Below are 18,598 nucleotides of genomic sequence, written 5' to 3'. Positions count from 1 at the left end.
GCTTGGGGCGGGACATCACACACCTCCCGATCGGCACGAACTCGCACCAGTGCACCCAGAATAATGCAAACACCCTATTTTGTTAGGGGCTCTAAGGCTGTCCCATAAAGGATCTTCAGCGGGCTGAGGCTCGGTCCGGGCACACAGCTTAGTTGGGCGGTCTACTCGTGTGCTGCGCTGCTTCAGGCCCCTGAGGGGAAGTCAGGGTGGCCGGTGTAGGGCGAGGCAAGGTCACGCAAGTCGTCGCACGGCCAGGGGTCGTGGGCGTGACGGGCCAGGATGCGCCGCTTGGCCTCGATCTCGCGCAGGACGCGGGCCGGGTCGTGCAGAGCCACATGCAGAGCGATCGTGGGGTGGAAACCGGAGAGGTCAACCTGACAGAAGTCGACCGTGCGTCCGCGGGCGGACCACTCCCCGCATCCGTCACCGTCGCAGCGCCGGGCCAAGTCGGCCTCCTCATTCAGCCGCGCCTCGAGGAACCTCACCAGGTCTTTATTCATAGGGGCATTCTCGATGTTGTGTCGGGCACCATGAAACGATCTTGTCGTGTCTGGTGTGCTCACAGCGGCGCAGCCCTCCTGGACAGCCCCGTTCAGCGGACTGAGCCCGCGCCAGTTCGACAAGCTGACCACCGCGCTCCGGCGCGAGGGCGCCGACCCGGTCCGCAAGGGCCGGCCGTGGAGCCTGCCGCTGGAGGACCGGGTGCTGCTGGGCGCCGCCTACTGGCGCACCAACCTCACCCTCGCCAGGTGACCGGGAAACGACGCTGGTCAACCGGCATGCCGTAGATCATTTACGGGACAGCGCTTGGGCTGCGATGACCTCGTCACGCAGAAGAGGCGGCCGTCCAGCAGATCTCCCCGACATCGACGGCCGGGATGGTTGCGAGGGCGCTTTCGGCGAGGTGCTGAAGGTGATCGTGGAGTCAACCAGGGTAAATCCAGAACTGCTTCCACGACATCCGGCCCGATGTCCTGCGGACACAGTCGCGAAGGGGCGCTCCGGAGTCGGCTGCGACGCGGGCCGTGTTCATCAGCCGGAAAAGCGTTTGACGCTCACCAGCGTCCGGCGATCGGATGGCGCCCCATGAGCGCAGGGCAGATGCATCCCGGCCAACATCCCATCGACGACGGCCTCGTACGGCGGCTGATCGTCGGGCAGTTCCCGCAGTGGGCCGGGCTGCCACTGGAGCGTCACTCCTCCGGCGGCACGGTCAACGCCATGTACCGGCTGGGCGAAACCATGGTGGTGCGGTTGCCGCTGGTGCGGGGCGGAGCCGAGGACGTGGCGATGGAGCAGGAGTGGCTGCCCCGCCTCGCGCCCCTGCTGCCCACGGCCGTCCCGGAGGTGCTCGGGGCCGGGGAGCCCGCCGAGGGGTATCCGTGGCCGTGGTCGGTGTACCGATGGCTGGCGGGGGAGCTTCCCGAAGCAGGGGCACTGAGCGAGCCGGTGCTGCTGGCCAAGGATCTGGCCGAGTTCGTGGCGGCGATGCGGAGCATCAGCCTGCCGGGGGCGCCGCAGGCCCACCGCGGCGGGCCGGTCAGCTCGCTCGACGCGGAGACCCGGGCGGCGATCGAGGAACTGCGGGGGATCCCGCAGGAGGACGTCGACTGCGACGCCGCGTCCGCCGTGTGGGAGGACACGCTGCGGACCCCCGACTGGGACGGGCCGCCGGTGTGGCTGCACGCCGATCTGATGCCGGGCAACTTGCTGGTCGACGGCGGCAGGCTGGCCTCGGTGATCGACTTCGGGTGCGTGGGAGTGGGAGATCCGGCCTGCGATCTGTTCCCGGCGTGGAATCTGCTGCCGCCCGATGCGCGGGAGGTCTTCCACGAGGCGCTGGGCGTGGACGACGCGACCTGGATCCGCGGCCGGGGGCGGACGCTGTCGCAGGCGCTGATCGCGCTGCCGTACTACCGAAGGACGAACCCGGTGATGGCGCACAATGCCCGGCACGTGATCCGGGCGGTGCTGGGAGACGGGTGAGACCCCGAGGTTCCGCCCGCAACGCAGGGCTGAACGTCGTCGAGAGCCGGCACGGCGGGGACTCTCCGCCTGTGTGCGTACAGGTCAGGTGTGCACACCTGCTCCCCTTCTGCCAGGGCCCAAGGTCCCTGTCCCCCAGGGACCTTGGGGCATATGCCCCTGATGCCATACTGACCTGCGATTTCTCCCGTCAGAAACCGGCGGTTCGGCGCCCGTTCGCCGTCGAGCCGCTCCCGCACCCTCGACACGTCGCTCAAGGAGCCCAGCCATGTCCCGACTCTTCCGCCCGCTTCCGGCGAAGGCACCGCGCCGGTCGGGCCGGTGGGTTCCCGTTCCTGTTGCCACCCGAGGCTGGACCGGACCCGGCTCCGTGCAGGTACCCGTCGTCGGGCGCGAGACGGGGAGGGCCCGCTGATCATGAGCGCGGAAGACAGGACGTACCACACACTCCTCGCCCGGCACGACGCGATGCGGCTGCGTCAGCAGTTGCTCTCCCCCGGGAGTGACCCGGGCACCGGCCGCGGCGTCCGACCCCCGGCCGAAGAGGCGTACGACGTGGCCGCGGACCAGCAGATCATCATGCGTGACCTGGACCTGGTGGCTCCGCTCGACGAGCTGATCGACGACCTGTACCGGGCGCTGTTCGCACGGCATCCCTCACTGCGGTCGCTCTTCCCCGCCACGATGGCGTTCCAACAGGCGCATCTGGCGCGGGCGTTCCGGTACCTGATCGAGCACCTGCACCGCCCCGAGGAGATCACCGAGACCTTCACCCAGCTCGGCCGCGACCACCGCAAACTCGGCGTGCGCCCGGCGCAGTACGCGGCGTTCAAGGACGCGTTGCGCGAAGCGCTGCGGGGCCGCGCGGGCGAGTACTGGAGCCCCGAGCTCGAACGGGCCTGGATGCGGATGCTGCAGCTCGGTGTCACCGCCATGGTCCGGGGCGCGGAGGCCGCGCTGCACGAACCACCGTGCTGGCGGGCCACGGTGACGTCCCATCGGCTGTACGGGCCGGACCTGGCGGTGCTCCGCCTCCTGCCGCACGAGACGTTCCGGTACCGGGCCGGCCAGTACACCACGCTGGAGTCCGCCCGGCTGCCGCACACCTGGCGTCCGTACTACCTGGCCGACGGGCCCGGTCCGGACGGGGAGCTCGAGTTGCACGTCCGGCGCAGTGGCCCCGGTGGGGTCAGCGAGATGCTGGTGCGCCACACCGCACCCGGGGACGAGGTACGGCTCGGGCCGCCGAAGGGCTGCCTGACGCTCGACGCGGAGCCCCTGGACACCTTGCGGTTGGTCGTCTGGGACACCGGCTGGGCCGCGATGAAGGCGCTGCTGCAGGAGCTGGACAGCAGCGTGCGGCAGTCGTCCGCACACCGTGTGCGCCGCCGCGTACAGCTCTTCCTGGGCGCCGACTCGCTGTCCGACCTTTACGACCTCGGGTATCCGACGGGCCTCGAACAACGCCACTCATGGCTGACCGTGGTCCCGATGACGGGCGGGGCGCCGACCGAAGGCAGGTACGACCGGCTGGTCCACGCGGTGACCCGGAGCACCCCCCTCACGGAGGGGCGCACCCAGATCGCCGGGCCGCCGGACATGGTCCGTTCGGTGGCGGCCGGGCTCGTCCACGCCGGGCATCCCGCCGAACGCATCGTCCACGACCTGTTGCCGGTCGGTCCGCACGTTGTGCCACGGTTCACCCAAGGGCACGGGTCGGCCGGGGACTTCACGTTCCCGGGGCAGCAGGTCCCCGCCTGAACCGGCCGCCGCGACAGGCAGCGGCAGCTCATGAGGGTCAGCGGACCTGCGCGGCGAACGCCTCGTAGGCCTGGTCGTCGAAGAGGACGAACCGCACTTCCTCGACCGACGTCTCCGTCGCCCGCACCGTCTCCACGGCGATCCGGGCGGCGTCCTGCACGGGCCACCCGTAGATGCCCGCGGAGACCGCCGGAAAGGCGACCGTACGGGCCCCGAGTTCGTCCGCCACCCGCAACGACTCCCGGTAGCACGAGGCCAGCAGCTCCGACCGGTCCTCCTCCCGGGTGTACCGCGGGCCCACCGTGTGGATCACCCAGTGGGCGTTCAGGTCGCCCGCGGTGGTGGCGACGGCCCGGCCGGTGGGCAGGCCGCCGCCGTAGGAGGAGGCGCGGAGGCGGCGGCACTCCTCGAGGATCGCGGGGCCGCCGCGGCGGTGGATCGCGCCGTCGACGCCGCCCCCGCCGAGCAGGGAGGAGTTGGCCGCGTTGACGACGGCGTCGACGTGCTGGCGGGTGATGTCGCCCTGGACGAGGGTGATGGTGGTCAAGACTGGCGCAGCCTCCTCCAGACGGCCTTCGCCGCGTTGTGCCCCGACATGCCGTGCACTCCGGGGCCGGGCGGGGTGGCCGACGAGCAGATGAACACGGCCGGGTGCGGGGTGGAGTACGGGAAGAGGGACAGTTTGGGGCGCAGCAGGAGCTGGAGGCCGCTGGCCGCGCCGGAGGCGATGTCGCCGCCGACGTAGTTGGCGTTGCGGGCGGCGAGTTGGGGCGGGCCGGCGGTGGCGCGGGCCAGGACGCGGTCGCGGAACCCCGGGGCGAAGCGCTCCAGTTGGCGTTCGACGGTGTCGGTGAGGTCGCCGGTCCAGCCGTTGGGGACGTGGCCGTAGGCCCAGAAGGTGTGCTTGCCGGCCGGGGCCCGGGTGGGGTCGGCGACGCTGGGCTGGACGGTGATGAGGAACGGCCTCTCGGGGGCGCGGCCCTCGCGGGAGGCGGCGCGCAGCGCGGTGCCGATCTCGGCGCTGTCCGCGCCGATCTGCACGGTGGAGGCCCGGCAGGCCTCGGGCGCGGTCCACGGCACCGGGCCGTCCAGCGCGTAGTCGATCTTGAAGACGCCGGGGCCGTAGCGGTAGTTCGCGTAGTGGTCGCCGAAGCCGGCGATGCGGGCCAGGGCGGTGGGCGAGGTGTCGAAGACGTACGCGCGGGCCGGGGGCAGGTCGTCCAGGCGCTTGACCTCGTAGTCGGTGTGGATCGCGCCGCCGAGGTCCTTCAGGTGTCCGGCGAGGGCGTCCGAGATGGCCTGGGAGCCGCCGCGGGCGACGGGCCAGCCGCGGGCGTGCGCGGCGAGGGCGAAGACCAGGCCGATGGCGCCGGTGGCGAGGCCGCCGAGGGGGGCGATCACATGGGCGACGAGGCCGGCGAACAGGGTCCTGGCCCGCTCGTCGCGGAAGCGGCGCATCAACCAGGTGGAGGGCGGCAGTCCGACGAGGCCGAAGCGGGCGAGGGTGACCGGGTCGCGGGGCAGCGCGGTGAGCGGCAGGGACATGAAGTCGCGGGCCAGGGTGTCCCACCGGGGCAGGAAGGGTTCGACCAGGCGGCGGTACGGGCCCGCGTCGCGCGGGCCGAAGGAGGCGGCCGTCTCGCCGACCGACCGGGACAGCACGGCCGCCGTGCCGTCCGGGAAGGGGTGGGCCATGGGCAGGTCCGCGTGCAGCCACTCGAGGCCGTAGCGCTCCAGCGGGAGGGCGCGGAAGGCGGGCGAGTTGATGCCCAGCGGGTGCGCCGCGGAGCACGGGTCGTGCCGGAAGCCGGGCAGGGTCAGTTCCTCGGTGCGGGCGCCGCCGCCGACGGTGTCCCTCGCTTCGAACACCGCGACGGAGAAGCCGCGCCGGGCCAGCTCCACGGCGGCGGTCAGTCCGTTCGGCCCCGCCCCCACCACGACCACATCGAGCATCGACACCACCTTCGGGCTCCTTCGTCAGCCGACGGCAACCGGGGGATCAGGATATGCCGGTGCGCCGACACCGCCCCGGGTTCGGGTCGACCCCCGCCGGGGCCCGGGGCAACGGCGCTCAGGCCGACCGCGCCACCGGCCTGGAGGTCAGGCCCCGTCCGACAGCAGTCCCACCACCCGGCGGGCCGTGGCCTCGTCGCGGGCCGCGGTGAACGGGAGGTCGTTGCCGCCCGTGATGCGGAAGGGCTCGCCGGAGCGGGTCAGGTGGGTGCCGCCCGCCTCCTCGACGAGGAGCAGGCCCGCCGCGTGGTCCCACGCGGCCTCCCAGCAGAACGCGGTCGCGTCCGACTCGCCTCGGGCGACGGCCAGGTATTCCAGTCCGGCCGAGCCGCAGGAGCGGGGCGCCACGCCGTCCGTCCGCAGGCCGAGGAGGGAACGCTTCTGCTCTTCCGTGGTGAAGTCCGGGTGGGAGGTGGCCACCCGCAGGTCACGGCCGGGTTCCGGGGAGCCCGCGTGCAGCCGCGTCCCGTCCAGGAAGGCGCCCTGTCCGCGGACGGCGGTGGCGAACTCCTCCCGGGCGGGGGCGTAGGTCCACGACGCGTGGACCACTCCTCCCTGGGCGAGGGCGACCAGGGTGCAGAATCCGGTGTCGCCCTGCACGAACTGCCGGGTGCCGTCGACGGGGTCGACGATCCACACCGGCGCCTCCCCGCGTATCCCGTCGTACGACGCCGGGTTGGCGTGCACCGCCTCCTCGCCCACCACGACGGAGCCGGGCAGCAGGGCGAGCAGCGCCTCGGTGAGGTACAGCTCGGACTGCCGGTCGGCGTCGGTCACCAGGTCGTGCGGGCCGGACTTGCGGTCGATCTCGTGGTCGGCGAGCCGACGCCAGCGCGGCATGATTTCCTGTGCGGCCGCCTTGCGGACGGCTTCCTCCACGCCGACGGCGTGCTGGGTGAGAAACTCTTCGATGGTTTCGTTGTCCTCGATCATGTGTCCCATGAGAACATGCCCCACTGACAAACCCCACCCGTCTGGTGCACTCCAGGTGGTAACCGCATGAATATGGGTCCTCGGCCCGGGGGAGTATGGGCTCAGCGGCCCACCGCGCAGCCCTGCGTGCCGTGCGGGCCGGGGCGTCGAGCCGGCCGGGAGGCTTCCGCATCGGCCGGGATCGGCCGGGATCAGTCGCGGCGCAGCAGGACGAGTTCCCGGTTCATCTCCGCGAGGAACCGGACGACCACGGTGAGCTCCTCGGGCGTGAAGTGGCTCCGTGCGGTCTCCGTGCTCCGCGCGAGGGGCCGGAAGTAGTCCCTGATCAGCCCTCTGGCCGTCTCCGCGAAGTACAGGTGGACCACGCGGCGGTCGTCGGCGGCCCTGACCCGCCGGATGTGCCCCGCCCTCTCCAGTCGGTCGACGCACGCGGTGACGGCGCCGGAGGTGAGGTTGAGCTGTTTGCGCAGCCTGCCGGGCGTCATGGGCTCGTCCGAGCCGTCCTGGTCGGCGTCCAGGATCGCGATCAGGGCCTGGACGTCGGTGAGATGCAGGCCGTGCGCCTGGGCGAACTCGTGGGCGATGCGGTTGAACTCGCCGTTCATCCGGCGCAGCAGGACGGCGAACGACTGCAACCCCGTGGGGTCGTCACCGGGAAGAGGTGCCGAAGGGGCGCCCAAGTCATTCATGATCCCAGTATAAGATCACTCTACGATCAAGATACTCATTCATCGACTTACCTCTTCCCCTGGGGGAATGCTCATGAGAACCGCACCGCGCCGGGCCCGGTGGCTCGTACCCCTCGTTCTCCTGCTGGTCTGGCTGGGTGTGGGCGGGACGCTCGGGCCGTACGCGGGCAAGCTGGGCGAGGTGGCCACCAACGACCAGGCGTCGTTCCTGCCGCAGAGTGCCGAGTCCACCAAGGTCCTCGAGGCCCGTGAGGCGTTCGCCCAGTCCGAGACCCTCCCGGCCATCCTGGTCTGGACGGCGGACGGGGCCCGGGTCACCGAGGCCCAGCGGGCGGCCGCCACCGAATCCGTGGGCGCGCTCGCCGGAAGCACCGGTGTCGTCGGCAGGCCGTCGCCCGCCCTGCTCTCCGACGACGGCCAGGCCCTGCAGGCCGTCGTCCAACTCCGGCCCGACCTGGGCGAGGAGTTGCCCACGGTCCTCGACGAGGTGCGCGCGGCGGCGCAGAAGGTACCGGGTGCCGAGGCGCAGATCGCCGGCCCGGCAGCGAGCCAGGCCGACCTGTCGGACGCGTTCGCGGGTATCGACGGACTGCTGCTGGGCGTGGCGCTCGCCGCCGTGCTGGTGATCCTTCTGCTCGTCTACCGCAGCGTCCTGCTGCCGTTCGTGATCATCCTCGGCTCCGTCTTCGCCCTGGGGCTGGCCTGTGCCGTGGTGTACGCGCTGGCGCAGCGGGACGTGGTCCAGGTCGACGGGCAGGTGCAGGGCATCCTGTCCATCCTGGTGATCGGCGCCGCGACCGACTACGCCCTGCTCCTGGCCGCGCGCTTCCGCGAGGAACTCGCCGTGCGCGGGGACCGGGCCGCGGCCGCCCTGGTGGCGGTGCGGCGCTCGTTCGGCGCGATCACCGCCAGTGCCGCCACGGTGGCGCTCGGACTGCTGGCCCTCCTGGCGAGTGACCTCACGAACAACCGCGCTCTCGGACCGGTGGGCGCCATCGGCATCGTGTGCGCCGTACTCACCACGCTCACCTTCCTGCCGGCCGTGCTGGCCCTGCTGGGCCGTACCGCCTACTGGCCCTCTCGCCCGAAGGCGTCGGACGCGTCCGCGGAGGGCCACGCGGTATGGCTCCGGGTCGCCGCGCGCGTGGACGCGCGTCCACGCTTCGTCTGGCTCGTGACCGGACTCGTCCTCGCCGCCCTGGCGGCCTTCTCGCCCACACTGTCCGCCAAGGGGGTGCCGCTCGACGAGATCTTCGTGAACGACGCCCCCTCCGTCGCCGCCCAGGAGACGCTCGGCAAGCACTTCCCCGGTGGCTCGGGCAATCCGGCCGTCATCATCGCCGACGCCGACCGGGCCGACGCGGTGACGGCCGCCGCCGAGGACACCGAAGGCGTGGCATCGGCGGGCGCGGTCTCCGCCTCGGGGCGGCCCGGGGCCGGTGAGCCGCAGGTCGTCGACGGGCGTGTCCGCATCGACGCGACGCTCGACGCGGCAGCGGACAGCGACGCGGCCAAGGAGACCGTCGAGCGGCTGCGCGAGAACGTGCACGCGGTCCCGGGAGCCGACGCGCTGGTCGGCGGGTACACGGCGCAGCAGTACGACACCCAGCAGACCGCCGCGCACGACCGCACGGTGATCGTTCCCGTCGTGCTCGGCATCATCCTGCTGATCCTGGTCCTGCTGCTGCGCTCGCTGCTCGTACCGGTGCTGCTGGTGGCGACCGTCGCGCTCAACTTCCTGGCGACGCTGGGGGTCTCGTCCCTCGTCTTCGAGCATCTCCTCGGGTTCAGCGGCACGGACGCGTCCGTCCCGCTGTACGGATTCGTGTTCCTGGTGGCTCTCGGCGTCGACTACAACATCTTCCTGATGTCCCGGGTACGCGAGGAGGCGCTCGCGCGCGGCTCGCGACAGGGTGTGCTGCGCGGGCTGACCACGACCGGCGGGGTGATCACCTCGGCGGGTGTGGTGCTGGCTGCGACGTTCGCGGCCCTGATGGTCATCCCGTTGGCGTTCCTCGTGCAGATCGCCTTCATCGTGGCCTTCGGTGTGCTGCTCGACACGCTCGTGGTCCGCTCGCTGCTGGTGCCCGCGCTCGTGATCGACATCGGACCCCGGGCGTGGTGGCCCAGCGCCTTGGCCCGCGGCGACAGTCGTCCGGAGGGAGCGGCACCCACGGCGGACCAGCAGTCGGCTTAGCGACGGACGACGTGCCGACGGCCGGCCGCTCGTGTCGGTGCGTCAACCGGCCCGTACCGTGGCCGCGGTGGTGCGGGAGCCGGGTGTCGCCCTCGTCGTCGCCCGGCTGCCGACGGAGATCCACGGGGTCACGGCCGAGGCCGCGGTCCGTCCCCGTACGGGATCTCCCCCTGTGACGCCCGTTCCCTGACGCACCGCTCTCCGGCATGCTCCAGGCGGAATGCTCCGGGCGGAGGGGAGGGGCGGTATGTCGGTGTCGGTGGTGGTGGCGCTGGGCTTGCTGGGGCTGGTGGGAGGCATCGGTATCACCGCTGTCGGCCCCGGTGGGGTGCTGCCCACGATCGGGCTGTTCACCCTGACCGGCCTGTCCCCCGCCGAGGTGGCCGGTACCTCCATCGTCACCCACGTCGCCACCGGTGTGCTGGGCGCCGCGGCCTACACCCGTTCCGGCCAGTTGCGCGAGCCGGGAACACGCCGCACCGCCGGGATCCTGGCCGGCACCGCCGTGCTCGGGACTCCCGTCGGGGTGCTGCTCAACTCCCTCGTGTCCGCACGCGCGTTCGGGATGGTGCTCGGTGTGCTCGTGGCCGTGGTGGCCGCCCTGGTGTGGCACCGCGAGCGCCACCGGCCCGCGGCCGTGCCCGCCCACCCGCCCGCACCCGTGGTGGCCGGACTCGGGTTCGCCGTCGCCGTCGTCTCCGGCGTCGTCGGCATCGGGGGCCCGATGCTCACCGTCCCGCTGCTGGTCGCGCTCGGTGTTCCCGTGCTGGAGTCCCTGGCCTCCGCCCAGGCCCAGTCGATCGTCATCGCCGGGGTGGGCACCGTGGGCTACCTCGCCCACGGAGCCGTCGACTGGCCCCTGGCCGCCCTGGTCGGCGTCCCGGAACTGGCCGGCGTGCTCCTGGGCTGGCGGATCGCCCACGCCCTGCCCGCCCGCAGCCTGAAGTACGCACTCGTCATCACGTTGTTCGCGCTGGCGCCCTACCTCGCCCTGCACGGCTGAGGGGAAGCGTCCCGGCACCGGGCGGAACGCGTCCGCGCACCGCACCGGAGATACGAACTGAAGTGCGCGACAGCACTGTTGGGACGTAAGTTGTGCGAAACACACCTGCTGGCTGAACACACCTGCCTCGGCTGAGAGACGGACCGCACCCATGAGCGACCCTGCGACGACGCCCGGACCCGCTGCGCACCAGAAGATCGACACCTCGGTGCCGCATTCGGCCCGGATCTGGAACTACTGGCTGGGCGGGAAGGACAACTACCCCGTCGACGAGGAGGCGGGCGACGCGTACACCGCCGTCTTCCCCGGCATCGTCACCATCGCCCGCAGCAGCCGGGCCTTCCTGCGCCGCAACATCACGTACCTGGTCTCCGAGGCCGGCATCCGGCAGTTCCTGGACATCGGGACCGGTCTGCCGACCGCCGACAACACCCATGAGGTCGCCCAGCGCATCGCGCCGGAGAGCAGGATCGTCTACGTCGACAACGACCCGATGGTCCTGGCGCACGCCCGCGCCCTGCTCTACTCCACCCCCGAGGGTGCGACCGCCTACGTCGACTCCAGCGTGCTGGACCCGGAGCGTGTCCTGGCCGCCGCCGCGAAGACGCTGGACTTCAGCCGCCCCACCGCCCTCATCCTCAGCAACATCCTGGGGCACATCGCCGACTACGACCAGGCCCGCTCCATCGTCACGCGGCTGATGGACGCGCTGCCGTCCGGCAGCTACCTCTCCGTCAACGACGGTTCCCGGGGCATCGACCCGGGCTTCGAGCAGGCCCAGGACGGCTACAACAAGAGCGGCGCCATCCCGTACAATCTGCGCACCGTCGACGAGATCACGTCGTTCTTCGACGGCCTGGAGCTCCTGGAGCCCGGCGTCGTCTCGGTCCCCCTGTGGCGTCCGGAGACCGAGACCCCCGGCTCCGCGCCCGTCGCCGAGCACGGCGGCCTCGCCCGCAAGCCGTGACCCGCTGACGCCCCGCGCGGTCGCGGTGGGAACACCGCGACCGCCCTCGGCCCGCGCCCAGCGGTCCCCCGCCGCCGCAATTCGCCTGAACGCAGGGGAAGTACGGCAAAACGCCGCCCTCGGCGGTGCCGTCCCCGTCACCCTCCGCCCACGGAGCGAGTTCGCACTTCCGCCCCACTCGGAAGCGTGTGACACTGGCGTCCCGTCCGCTGTGCGGGCCCCTTCCGCACCGACCCCCACGAGAAGTGCGACGTGCGTTCTTTTCCTCTGCCGATAGCGCTGGCCGCGCGCCTGTCCCCGGTGGTCGTCCTCGCCGCGGCGGGCTGGGCACTGTCGTCCGGACCCTCCTCCGAGCCACAGGCGGCGGAGAGGAGAACGGCCGAGGGGACGGCGACCCAGTCCCCCTCCGCTCCGTCGGCGACGGCGGCGCCCAAGACGTACACCACCGCTCCCGCCCCCTGCGACAGCATCGCCGAGAAGACCGTCAAGTCCCTCGTGCCGGGGGCCGAGGCGTCCGGCAAGGAGATCAAGTCCACCGACTCCAAGCTGCGCAGGACCTGTTCCTGGAACGCGCTCGAGGGCTACGAGTACCGCTGGCTCGACGTCTCCTTCGAGGTTCTGCAGTCGGACGACGCGGCCGGGCAGTCCTACGAGAGACGGCTGAAGGACAAGAGCGGCGGCGGCGCGGTCCCCGGGCTCGGTGACGCGGCGTACTCCGTCGTGAACCTCGCCACCAAGGACAAGCAGGAGACCCGTGAGGGCGTGGTGGTGGCCCGCGCCTCCAACGCGCTGGTAGTCGTGACGTACAACGGCAGCGACTTCGAGTCGAAGAAGGCACCCTCCACGGACGAGATCAACAAGGGCGCCATCAAGGCCGCCAAGGAGGCGATGGCGGCGCTGCTGGAGGGCCGGGGCTGACCCGGCCGCCCCGGGGCCTGTCCGGCGGAGCAGGGCGCAGGAAATCGACGGTGCCTCGTCAGTGCGGGTGAGCGGGGGCTGGGGCGGTCAGCCGCAAGGCGGAGGAGGGGGTCGACGCGATGGGGGTCCCTCCCGCTCATGGGTCCCCCCTGCTCGAAGAGCTCGGGAAGGGCGTGCCGGCCCCCGCGTCTGCGGCACGTTCCGCCGGACAGGCCCTACAGGCACGCCGGGCACTCCCCGGCCTCCGGCAGCAGGCCGGAATTCGTGATTCCGTGACATCCCTCACGCACGTCCTCGATCTACGCAGGCCGCTTAGTAGGACCCGCTCCGGCGACATGGGGGATTTATCCGGCTTGCCATGAAAAAGGGTCGGGGCGAGGCGGACGGTGATCCGGTGGGGAGTCGAGATCCGCGGTTCTCGCGTCGAGCGACGGCTCCTGACGAGGCGGCAGGCGTCCCGCGGGGCCTGTCGCGAGCAGGTCGGCACGCTCTTCCACCCGCCGCAAGCCCCCCGCAGACCTACGAAGCGCAGTAGTGCAAGGGCCCTTTGCACCCCGCGCCGGGCCGTCCCAAGAATGACCAATCTCCGGACAAGCAGGGGTGAGGTCACTCATGGGAAAGCACCGTCGTCAGCATCGGTACCGGCGGACGGTCGTCACCGCAGTCGCCGTGGGCGTGGTAGGGATACCCTCGGTCGCCATGGCCTGTGTCGACTGGCCCGGCAGCGGGCAACGACAGCAGGACGCCGCCGCCGCGGCCGAGGAGAGGTGGGGTGACGCCGACCGGTACCACCGGTGGAACGGCAAGCAGCACGGCGAGGCCACGGCGGCGCCGTCGCACGCACCGACCGCCACCGCTGACGCTTCGAAGCCCGGGGCGGAGCGGCACAGCAGCGCCGAGCCGACGCACAAGCCGAAGCCGACGCACAAGTCGAAGACGCACAAGTTGAAGAAGGCGGTCCGCGAGCCATCCGCCGCCGAGCCCACCACCGCGGCCCCGAAGCCCACCACGGCCGCCCCGGAACCCACCACCGCGGCCCCGAGCCCCGCCCCGACGGGCGGCACCGAAGCCTCCGGAGCCGTCGCCGAGGTGGTGGAACTCGTCAACGCCGAGCGCGGCAAGGCCGGTTGCTCCCCGGTGACGGTGAACGCCACCCTGACCGAGGCCGCGCAGAACCACAGCGAGGACATGGCGACGAGCAGGAACATGTCGCACACCGGCTCGGACGGATCCTCGCCCGCCGACCGCATCACCCGCGCCGGCTACAACTGGCGCACCTACGGCGAGAACGTCGCCTACGGCTACTCCACTCCCGAGCAGGTGATGGCCGGCTGGATGTCCAGCCCCGGCCACAAGAAGAACATCCTCAACTGCTCGTTCGAGGAGATCGGTGTCGGTCTCGCACAGCCCGGCTCCTACTGGACCCAGAACTTCGGCACGGCCCGGTAGTCACCGCAGGGGCCGGTCAGCGGCTGAGTGCCGGGATGATCTCCGCGCCGTACGCGTCGATCGTCGCTTCCTGCGCGTCGTGCATGTCGTACACGGCGAACTGGTCCACACCCAGCCCGCGCAGCGCCCTCAGCTTCTCGATGTGCGCCTCGGCCGGCCCGAGCAGGCAGAACCGGTCGACGATCTCGTCGGTGACGAAGTCCGTGGACGGGTTGCCGGCCCGTCCGTGGTGGCTGTAGTCGTAGCCGTGCCGTTCCCTGATGTACGACGTCAGCGCCTCGGGGACCATGCCCGAGTGCTCGCCGTAGCGGGCGACCAGGTCCGCGACGTGGTTGCCGACCATGCCGCCGAACCAGCGGCACTGGTCGCGGGCGTGCGCCAGGTCGTCGCCGACGTACGCCGGGGCGGCGACGCAGACGGTCACGGAGGCGGGGTCACGCCCCGCCTCCGCGGCCGCGGCCCGTACGGCCTTCACCATCCACTCGGTCAGGTACGGGTCGGCGAGCTGGAGGATGAAACCGTCGGCCTTCTGCCCCGCGAGGGCGAGCGCCTTCGGCCCGTACGCCGCCATCCAGACGGGCAGCCTGCCGCCCCTCACCCACGGGATCCGCAGCGGCTGCCCGCCGACCTCGGCCTCGCGCCCCTCGGCGAGGTCGCGGATCGCGTCGATCGCCTCGCCCAGGCGGGCCAGGGTGTTGGGCTTGCGTCCGGCGACCCGCATCGCGGAGTCGCCGCGGCCGATTCCGCAGACGGTGCGGTTGCCGAACATGTCGTTGAGGGTGGCGAAGGTGGAGGCGGTGACCTCCCAGGTGCGGGTGCCCGGGTTGGTGACCATCGGGCCGACCTTCAGCCCGGTGGTGTTGGCCAGGATCTGGCTGTAGATCACGAACGGCTCCTGCCACAGCACGGCGGAGTCGAAGGTCCAGCCGTGCGTGAAGCCGTTGCGCTCCGCGCGCCGCATCAGGCCGACCACCCGCGAGGCCGGCGGATCGGTCTGCAGAACGAGTCCGAAGTCCATGCGCACCGCTCCTAGTCGAGGTACTGGCAGGTGGAACGCGGGGTGTAGGCACCGTGCCCGGCGCGTCCGGTGTACTCCCGCTCGGTGATGACCGGTTCGCCGCGGGAGAGGACGGTCTCGACGCGGCCGGTGACGCGTGTGCCCTCGTACGCCGAGTAGTCGACGTTCATGTGGTGCGTCTCGGCGGAGATGACCTGCTCGGCGTGCGGGTCGTAGATCACGACGTCGGCGTCGGCGCCCGGGGCGAGGGTGCCCTTCTTCGGGTAGAGGCCGAACATGCGGGCCGGGGCGGCGCAGGCGATCTCGATCCAGCGGCGGCGGGTGAGGTGTCCGTCGAGGACGGCCTGGTGGAGCAGGTCCATCCGGTTCTCCACGCCCGGCATGCCGTTGGGGATCTTGGAGAAGTCGCCGCGGCCGAGGTCCTTCTGGCCGGTGAAGCAGAAGGGGCAGTGGTCGGTGGAGACCACCTGGAGGTCGTCGGTGCGCAGCGCCCGCCACAGGGAGGCCTGGTGTTCCTTCGGCCTCAGGGGTGTGCTGCACACGTACTTGGCGCCCTCGAAGTCCGGCTCGGCGAGGTTGTCCGCCGACAGGAACAGGTACTGGGGACACGTCTCGCCGAAGACGTTCAGGCCCTCGTCGCGGGCCCGGGTCAGTTCGGCGACCGCCTCGGCGGCGGAGACGTGCACGACGTACAGCGGGGCGCCGGCGACCTGGGCGAGCCGGATGGCGCGGTGGGTGGCCTCGGCCTCCAGCAGGGCCTTGCGGACCTCCCCGTGGTGGCGGGGGTCCGTCTCGCCGCGGACCAGAGCCTGTTCGACGAGCACGTCGATCGCGATGCCGTTCTCGGCGTGCATCATGATCAGGCCGCCGTTCTCGGCGGAGCGCTGCATGGCGCGCAGGATCTGGCCGTCGTCGGAGTAGAAAACCCCTGGGTACGCCATGAACTGCTTGATTTTCGTTCCGCCGCCCCCTCACACGTCGTATCGTCATCGTCGCAGGTCATGGGCGATTCCGGGAGGGCTGCGAGGGCTGGATCGAAGGCACCGGTGATGTCGAGGTCGGGAAGGACGTACAGCGGCGGCACCGGCGTTCCTTCATAGTCGCCCAGCGCGCGCACCGCGGCTCCCCAGGAGCCGTCCTTCAGATACCCCAGGACCCGCTGGTAGACGCTGTTCGGCCGGTGGCCCTGCAGAACCTCCTCGGGCAGGTCCTTCCACTGCAGCCCATGACGCACCTTGTAGAGGGATGCCTCGAACGCCACCCGAGGCGGAACGATGCGAGTCTTCTTCTTGGGGACCGGAAAGCACGCTTCAACCCGCTGCCAGTCATCGTCCGTCAGCTCCGGGGGTACGAGCAGCCCCCGCTCCTCGAACCATCCCTCGAAGGGGCAACCAGCGTTTCGTAGCATTCCGGGAACGTGGCTGGTGACGCGAACTTCGATGTCGACAAGATCAAGCAGATCCAACCTCCCGGCGAATTCCAGAGCACCGAGTCGGGGAGTCACATCAAGGGCCTGCTCGACGACCTCGTGAACTCGCTCCTCCCGCTGCTGAACCTCCAAAAGGCGTTCAGCCGCATCCGCCCTTAGATCACGAAGCCGGCGCTCCTTGCTCTGAAGCTCATCCTTCACCTCTGCGATGGACGCCTTAATCTCCAGTTCCGTCTCGGCATCGTCGCTCTCATCCGCAGCCAGGACTTCGGCCAAGGCGACAAGCTTCTTCTTCCGCAAGCGCTGGCTTCGCTCCAGTTCCTCGTCGAGAGCGGCAAGGCGCTCCTCGTACAACTGCGCTTCTCCGGGCACGTCCCCAAGCCACTCTTCAGCGAGGGCCCTAAGCTTTTCCGGATCCCCCAGCGTGCGCACCACCTCGCGCCAAACGACGTCCTCCAGCGGCCGGGCGAGGATCTCCTGGCAGTCACAGGGTGGATCGGAGCGACGCCCCGAACACCGATAAGAGGTTCTCCCCCGCGCTTCGCGGTGGGCACCGACGTAGTGGGCGCCACAGAGTGCGGTAACACGCCGAGACAGGAGGTAGTCCTTGTGATTTTCCTTGATGAACGAGCGCCGGGCGAGCGCCCTCCTCACCTCCCGCACTCGAGAGGTCGGCAATGGGACGGGCACGGGGATGCGAACAGTCTCTCCATACAGCGGCTTGCCGTCAGGGCCAAGGCGCACGGATCCTCGCCCGCTCTCGACGTTGCGGTAGACGATGTATCCGTCCAGCGCCGTCTGCATCCATGTCCGGATGAGGTTCGCCCCTGTCCAGGGGAGCCCGCGCGCGGTCTCATAACCCAACGCGTTAAGCGCAGTGGCTGCTTCTTCGGCAGGGAGCAGCTCATCGGCCAGGAGCCGAGCCGATACTTCGAGGAACCGAACTCCCCTCTCACGAAGAGTGGGGGGCCCGCTCACACCCTTCTTTGGGAGCGCCAGCCAGAAAGGAGCGACACCTCCAGGCCATCCCCCCTGCGCGAGTTTCTTCTCACGCCCTCCCATCGTTCGGTCGAGGATCATGGCGTGCTCCAGCTCTGCCATGTAGGCCAAGAGGCTGAGCTGGATGCCGAACATGTCATCTTCGCTGTCGATCCGGCCATCTGCGGTCGCAACGCGCACCTTGACACCGCCGAATACCTCGATGTCCGTGATGTCATAGACCCAGCGGTGAATGTCGCGCATGGTCCGACCGATACGGTCGAGTTTGCCGAAGATCACGAGGTCGTAGCGCAGAGCCGCCAGGTCAGCATTCAGGGCATCGAGGTCCGGCCGGTGCGCCAGCTTCCCCGAGACGCCTCCGTCCGTGTAGACCTCATAGACGTACGAGCCCTTCCCTAGCTTGTAGTCCAGCCAGGCAAGGCACTCGTCGAGCTGGACCTCAAGCCCGTACCCCTTGAGCTGCTTTACCGTGGAGACCCGCAGGTAGATGGCGACGCGAATTTTCCGTGACCGCCTAGGCAGCACGACCTTACGCATTCCCGAATCCCCTCCCTCTCCTGGTCGAAAGGTCGACACAAACGTGCAGGCGGCGCGAGAAACCACCCATCTCTAGAAGCAAATACCTATCGCGCTAGGCCACCACGCCGACTGGTATCTGGGCCAAACAGCAGCAACGCCAGGCGTCGCCGTTCACCCGCAGTAAGGGAGCGCGGCACCCAATGCACCCTGATCGACGGGCCACGGACGGTGTGCGTACGACTTTCTTGCGCCATGGATGTTCCTCGGTTCACGGCGCAGAGCGGCGCCTCAGTTTGAGGTCACCCACCGACGCGGTTCTCGACGAACACGAGCGCCGCTTGGGCGGGACATTGACCTCCTGGAACCGGCGCCCGGCCTCATTCGACTGGCAGCACCGGGTTCCCGCCAACTCCACTGCCAGGTGCTGTCAGCGCGAACACGATCCATGGTCTTCAGAATCGCCGGTTTACCTAACCGGCGATTCGATGGTATATATGGCCGCCCTCCTAGGCGGCGCGACTGCTGAGCAGAGAAGCCCGTCCCGACGCCGGTCAGAGAGCTCCGGATTACAACGCTCTGCGAGGTGGCGCTTACGGGGCCACGCGAGGCGAGCTCAAACCGAGCCACCCGTGCGCCACCTCCTTTTCCCTCCACTGCCTCTCGATGCACGCCGCCGGCCCGCAACCATCTCTTTGCGGGACGTTGAAGATTGACATG

At 70.4% G+C, this 18,598-nt stretch carries 15 protein-coding genes and 2 pseudogenes; 9 read left to right on the top strand and 8 right to left on the bottom strand.

Going from position 1 to position 18,598, the window contains the following annotated elements:
* Window positions 1-182: 182 nt before the first annotated feature.
* Complete coding sequence (locus tag AB0I73_RS30035) at window positions 183-500, bottom strand: DUF6221 family protein (protein ID WP_363042576.1); 318 nt, start codon at window positions 498-500, stop codon at window positions 183-185.
* Between the two features lie 46 nt (window positions 501-546).
* On the opposite strand from AB0I73_RS30035, the pseudogene AB0I73_RS30030 reads away from it, so the two are divergent.
* The 3 genes and pseudogenes from AB0I73_RS30030 to AB0I73_RS30020 all read left to right on the top strand — a co-directional run.
* A pseudogene (locus AB0I73_RS30030) lies at window positions 547-750 on the top strand (IS5/IS1182 family transposase); the annotation flags it as partial.
* Between the two features lie 336 nt (window positions 751-1,086).
* A complete protein-coding gene (locus tag AB0I73_RS30025; protein WP_363042574.1) occupies window positions 1,087-1,986 on the top strand; it encodes an aminoglycoside phosphotransferase family protein in 900 nt (299 codons plus the stop codon).
* A gap of 417 nt (window positions 1,987-2,403) precedes the next feature.
* Window positions 2,404-3,747 carry a globin domain-containing protein gene (locus tag AB0I73_RS30020; protein WP_363042572.1) on the top strand — a complete coding sequence of 448 codons (1,344 nt, stop codon included), beginning with the start codon at window positions 2,404-2,406 and terminating at the stop codon, window positions 3,745-3,747.
* Window positions 3,748-3,784: 37 nt separating this feature from the next.
* Here the strand turns inward: AB0I73_RS30020 and AB0I73_RS30015 are convergent, their stop codons facing one another.
* The 4 genes from AB0I73_RS30015 to AB0I73_RS30000 form a co-directional block, all read right to left on the bottom strand.
* Complete coding sequence (locus AB0I73_RS30015; RefSeq protein WP_363042570.1) at window positions 3,785-4,294, bottom strand: O-acetyl-ADP-ribose deacetylase; 510 nt, start codon at window positions 4,292-4,294, stop codon at window positions 3,785-3,787.
* On the bottom strand, window positions 4,291-5,700 hold the full coding sequence (locus AB0I73_RS30010; protein WP_363042580.1) for an NAD(P)/FAD-dependent oxidoreductase: 1,410 nt from the start codon (window positions 5,698-5,700) through the stop codon (window positions 4,291-4,293). The genes AB0I73_RS30015 and AB0I73_RS30010 overlap by 4 nt, the downstream gene beginning before the upstream one ends.
* A gap of 147 nt (window positions 5,701-5,847) precedes the next feature.
* Window positions 5,848-6,693, bottom strand: coding sequence for an inositol monophosphatase family protein (locus AB0I73_RS30005; RefSeq protein WP_363042568.1), 846 nt, complete (start codon window positions 6,691-6,693; stop codon window positions 5,848-5,850).
* Window positions 6,694-6,884: 191 nt separating this feature from the next.
* Entirely contained in the window at window positions 6,885-7,382 is a 498-nt protein-coding gene (locus tag AB0I73_RS30000; protein WP_363042566.1) for a MarR family winged helix-turn-helix transcriptional regulator, read from the bottom strand.
* Between the two features lie 73 nt (window positions 7,383-7,455).
* Here AB0I73_RS30000 and AB0I73_RS29995 point away from each other — a divergent pair, with 73 nt between their 5' ends.
* The 6 genes from AB0I73_RS29995 to AB0I73_RS29970 all read left to right on the top strand — a co-directional run bounded on the left by AB0I73_RS29995 (window position 7,456) and on the right by AB0I73_RS29970 (window position 13,916).
* Entirely contained in the window at window positions 7,456-9,579 is a 2,124-nt protein-coding gene (locus tag AB0I73_RS29995) for an MMPL family transporter (protein ID WP_363042564.1), read from the top strand.
* 67 nt (window positions 9,580-9,646) lie between these two features.
* Window positions 9,647-9,769 carry a hypothetical protein gene (locus tag AB0I73_RS29990; RefSeq protein ID WP_363042563.1) on the top strand — a complete coding sequence of 41 codons (123 nt, stop codon included), beginning with the start codon at window positions 9,647-9,649 and terminating at the stop codon, window positions 9,767-9,769.
* A 57-nt stretch (window positions 9,770-9,826) separates the two neighbouring features.
* On the top strand, window positions 9,827-10,582 hold the full coding sequence (locus tag AB0I73_RS29985; RefSeq protein ID WP_363042561.1) for a sulfite exporter TauE/SafE family protein: 756 nt from the start codon (window positions 9,827-9,829) through the stop codon (window positions 10,580-10,582).
* Window positions 10,583-10,733: 151 nt separating this feature from the next.
* Window positions 10,734-11,549 (top strand): SAM-dependent methyltransferase, encoded by an 816-nt coding sequence (locus tag AB0I73_RS29980; protein WP_363042559.1) that lies wholly within the window; start codon window positions 10,734-10,736, stop codon window positions 11,547-11,549.
* 252 nt (window positions 11,550-11,801) lie between these two features.
* Window positions 11,802-12,467 (top strand): hypothetical protein, encoded by a 666-nt coding sequence (locus AB0I73_RS29975; RefSeq protein WP_363042557.1) that lies wholly within the window; start codon window positions 11,802-11,804, stop codon window positions 12,465-12,467.
* A gap of 612 nt (window positions 12,468-13,079) precedes the next feature.
* Window positions 13,080-13,916, top strand: a complete 837-nt coding sequence (locus AB0I73_RS29970) for a CAP domain-containing protein (protein ID WP_363042555.1) — start codon at window positions 13,080-13,082, stop codon at window positions 13,914-13,916.
* A gap of 16 nt (window positions 13,917-13,932) precedes the next feature.
* Here AB0I73_RS29970 and AB0I73_RS29965 read toward each other — a convergent pair whose 3' ends face one another.
* The 3 genes and pseudogenes from AB0I73_RS29965 to AB0I73_RS29955 form a co-directional block, all read right to left on the bottom strand.
* Entirely contained in the window at window positions 13,933-14,934 is a 1,002-nt protein-coding gene (locus AB0I73_RS29965; protein WP_363042553.1) for a TIGR03842 family LLM class F420-dependent oxidoreductase, read from the bottom strand.
* Window positions 14,935-14,945: 11 nt separating this feature from the next.
* A pseudogene (locus AB0I73_RS29960) lies at window positions 14,946-15,884 on the bottom strand (amidohydrolase family protein); the annotation flags it as partial.
* On the bottom strand, window positions 15,794-17,899 hold the full coding sequence (locus AB0I73_RS29955) for a recombinase family protein (RefSeq protein ID WP_363042551.1): 2,106 nt from the start codon (window positions 17,897-17,899) through the stop codon (window positions 15,794-15,796). The gene AB0I73_RS29955 and the pseudogene AB0I73_RS29960, both read right to left, overlap by 91 nt.
* Window positions 17,900-18,598 lie beyond the last annotated feature (699 nt).

Source organism: Streptomyces sp. NPDC050388 (assembly GCF_040655635.1).
Lineage (GTDB): Bacteria > Actinomycetota > Actinomycetes > Streptomycetales > Streptomycetaceae > Streptomyces.
The sequence above is the reverse complement of the archived record's forward strand: the minus strand, read 5'-3'. Positions and strand labels throughout refer to the sequence as shown.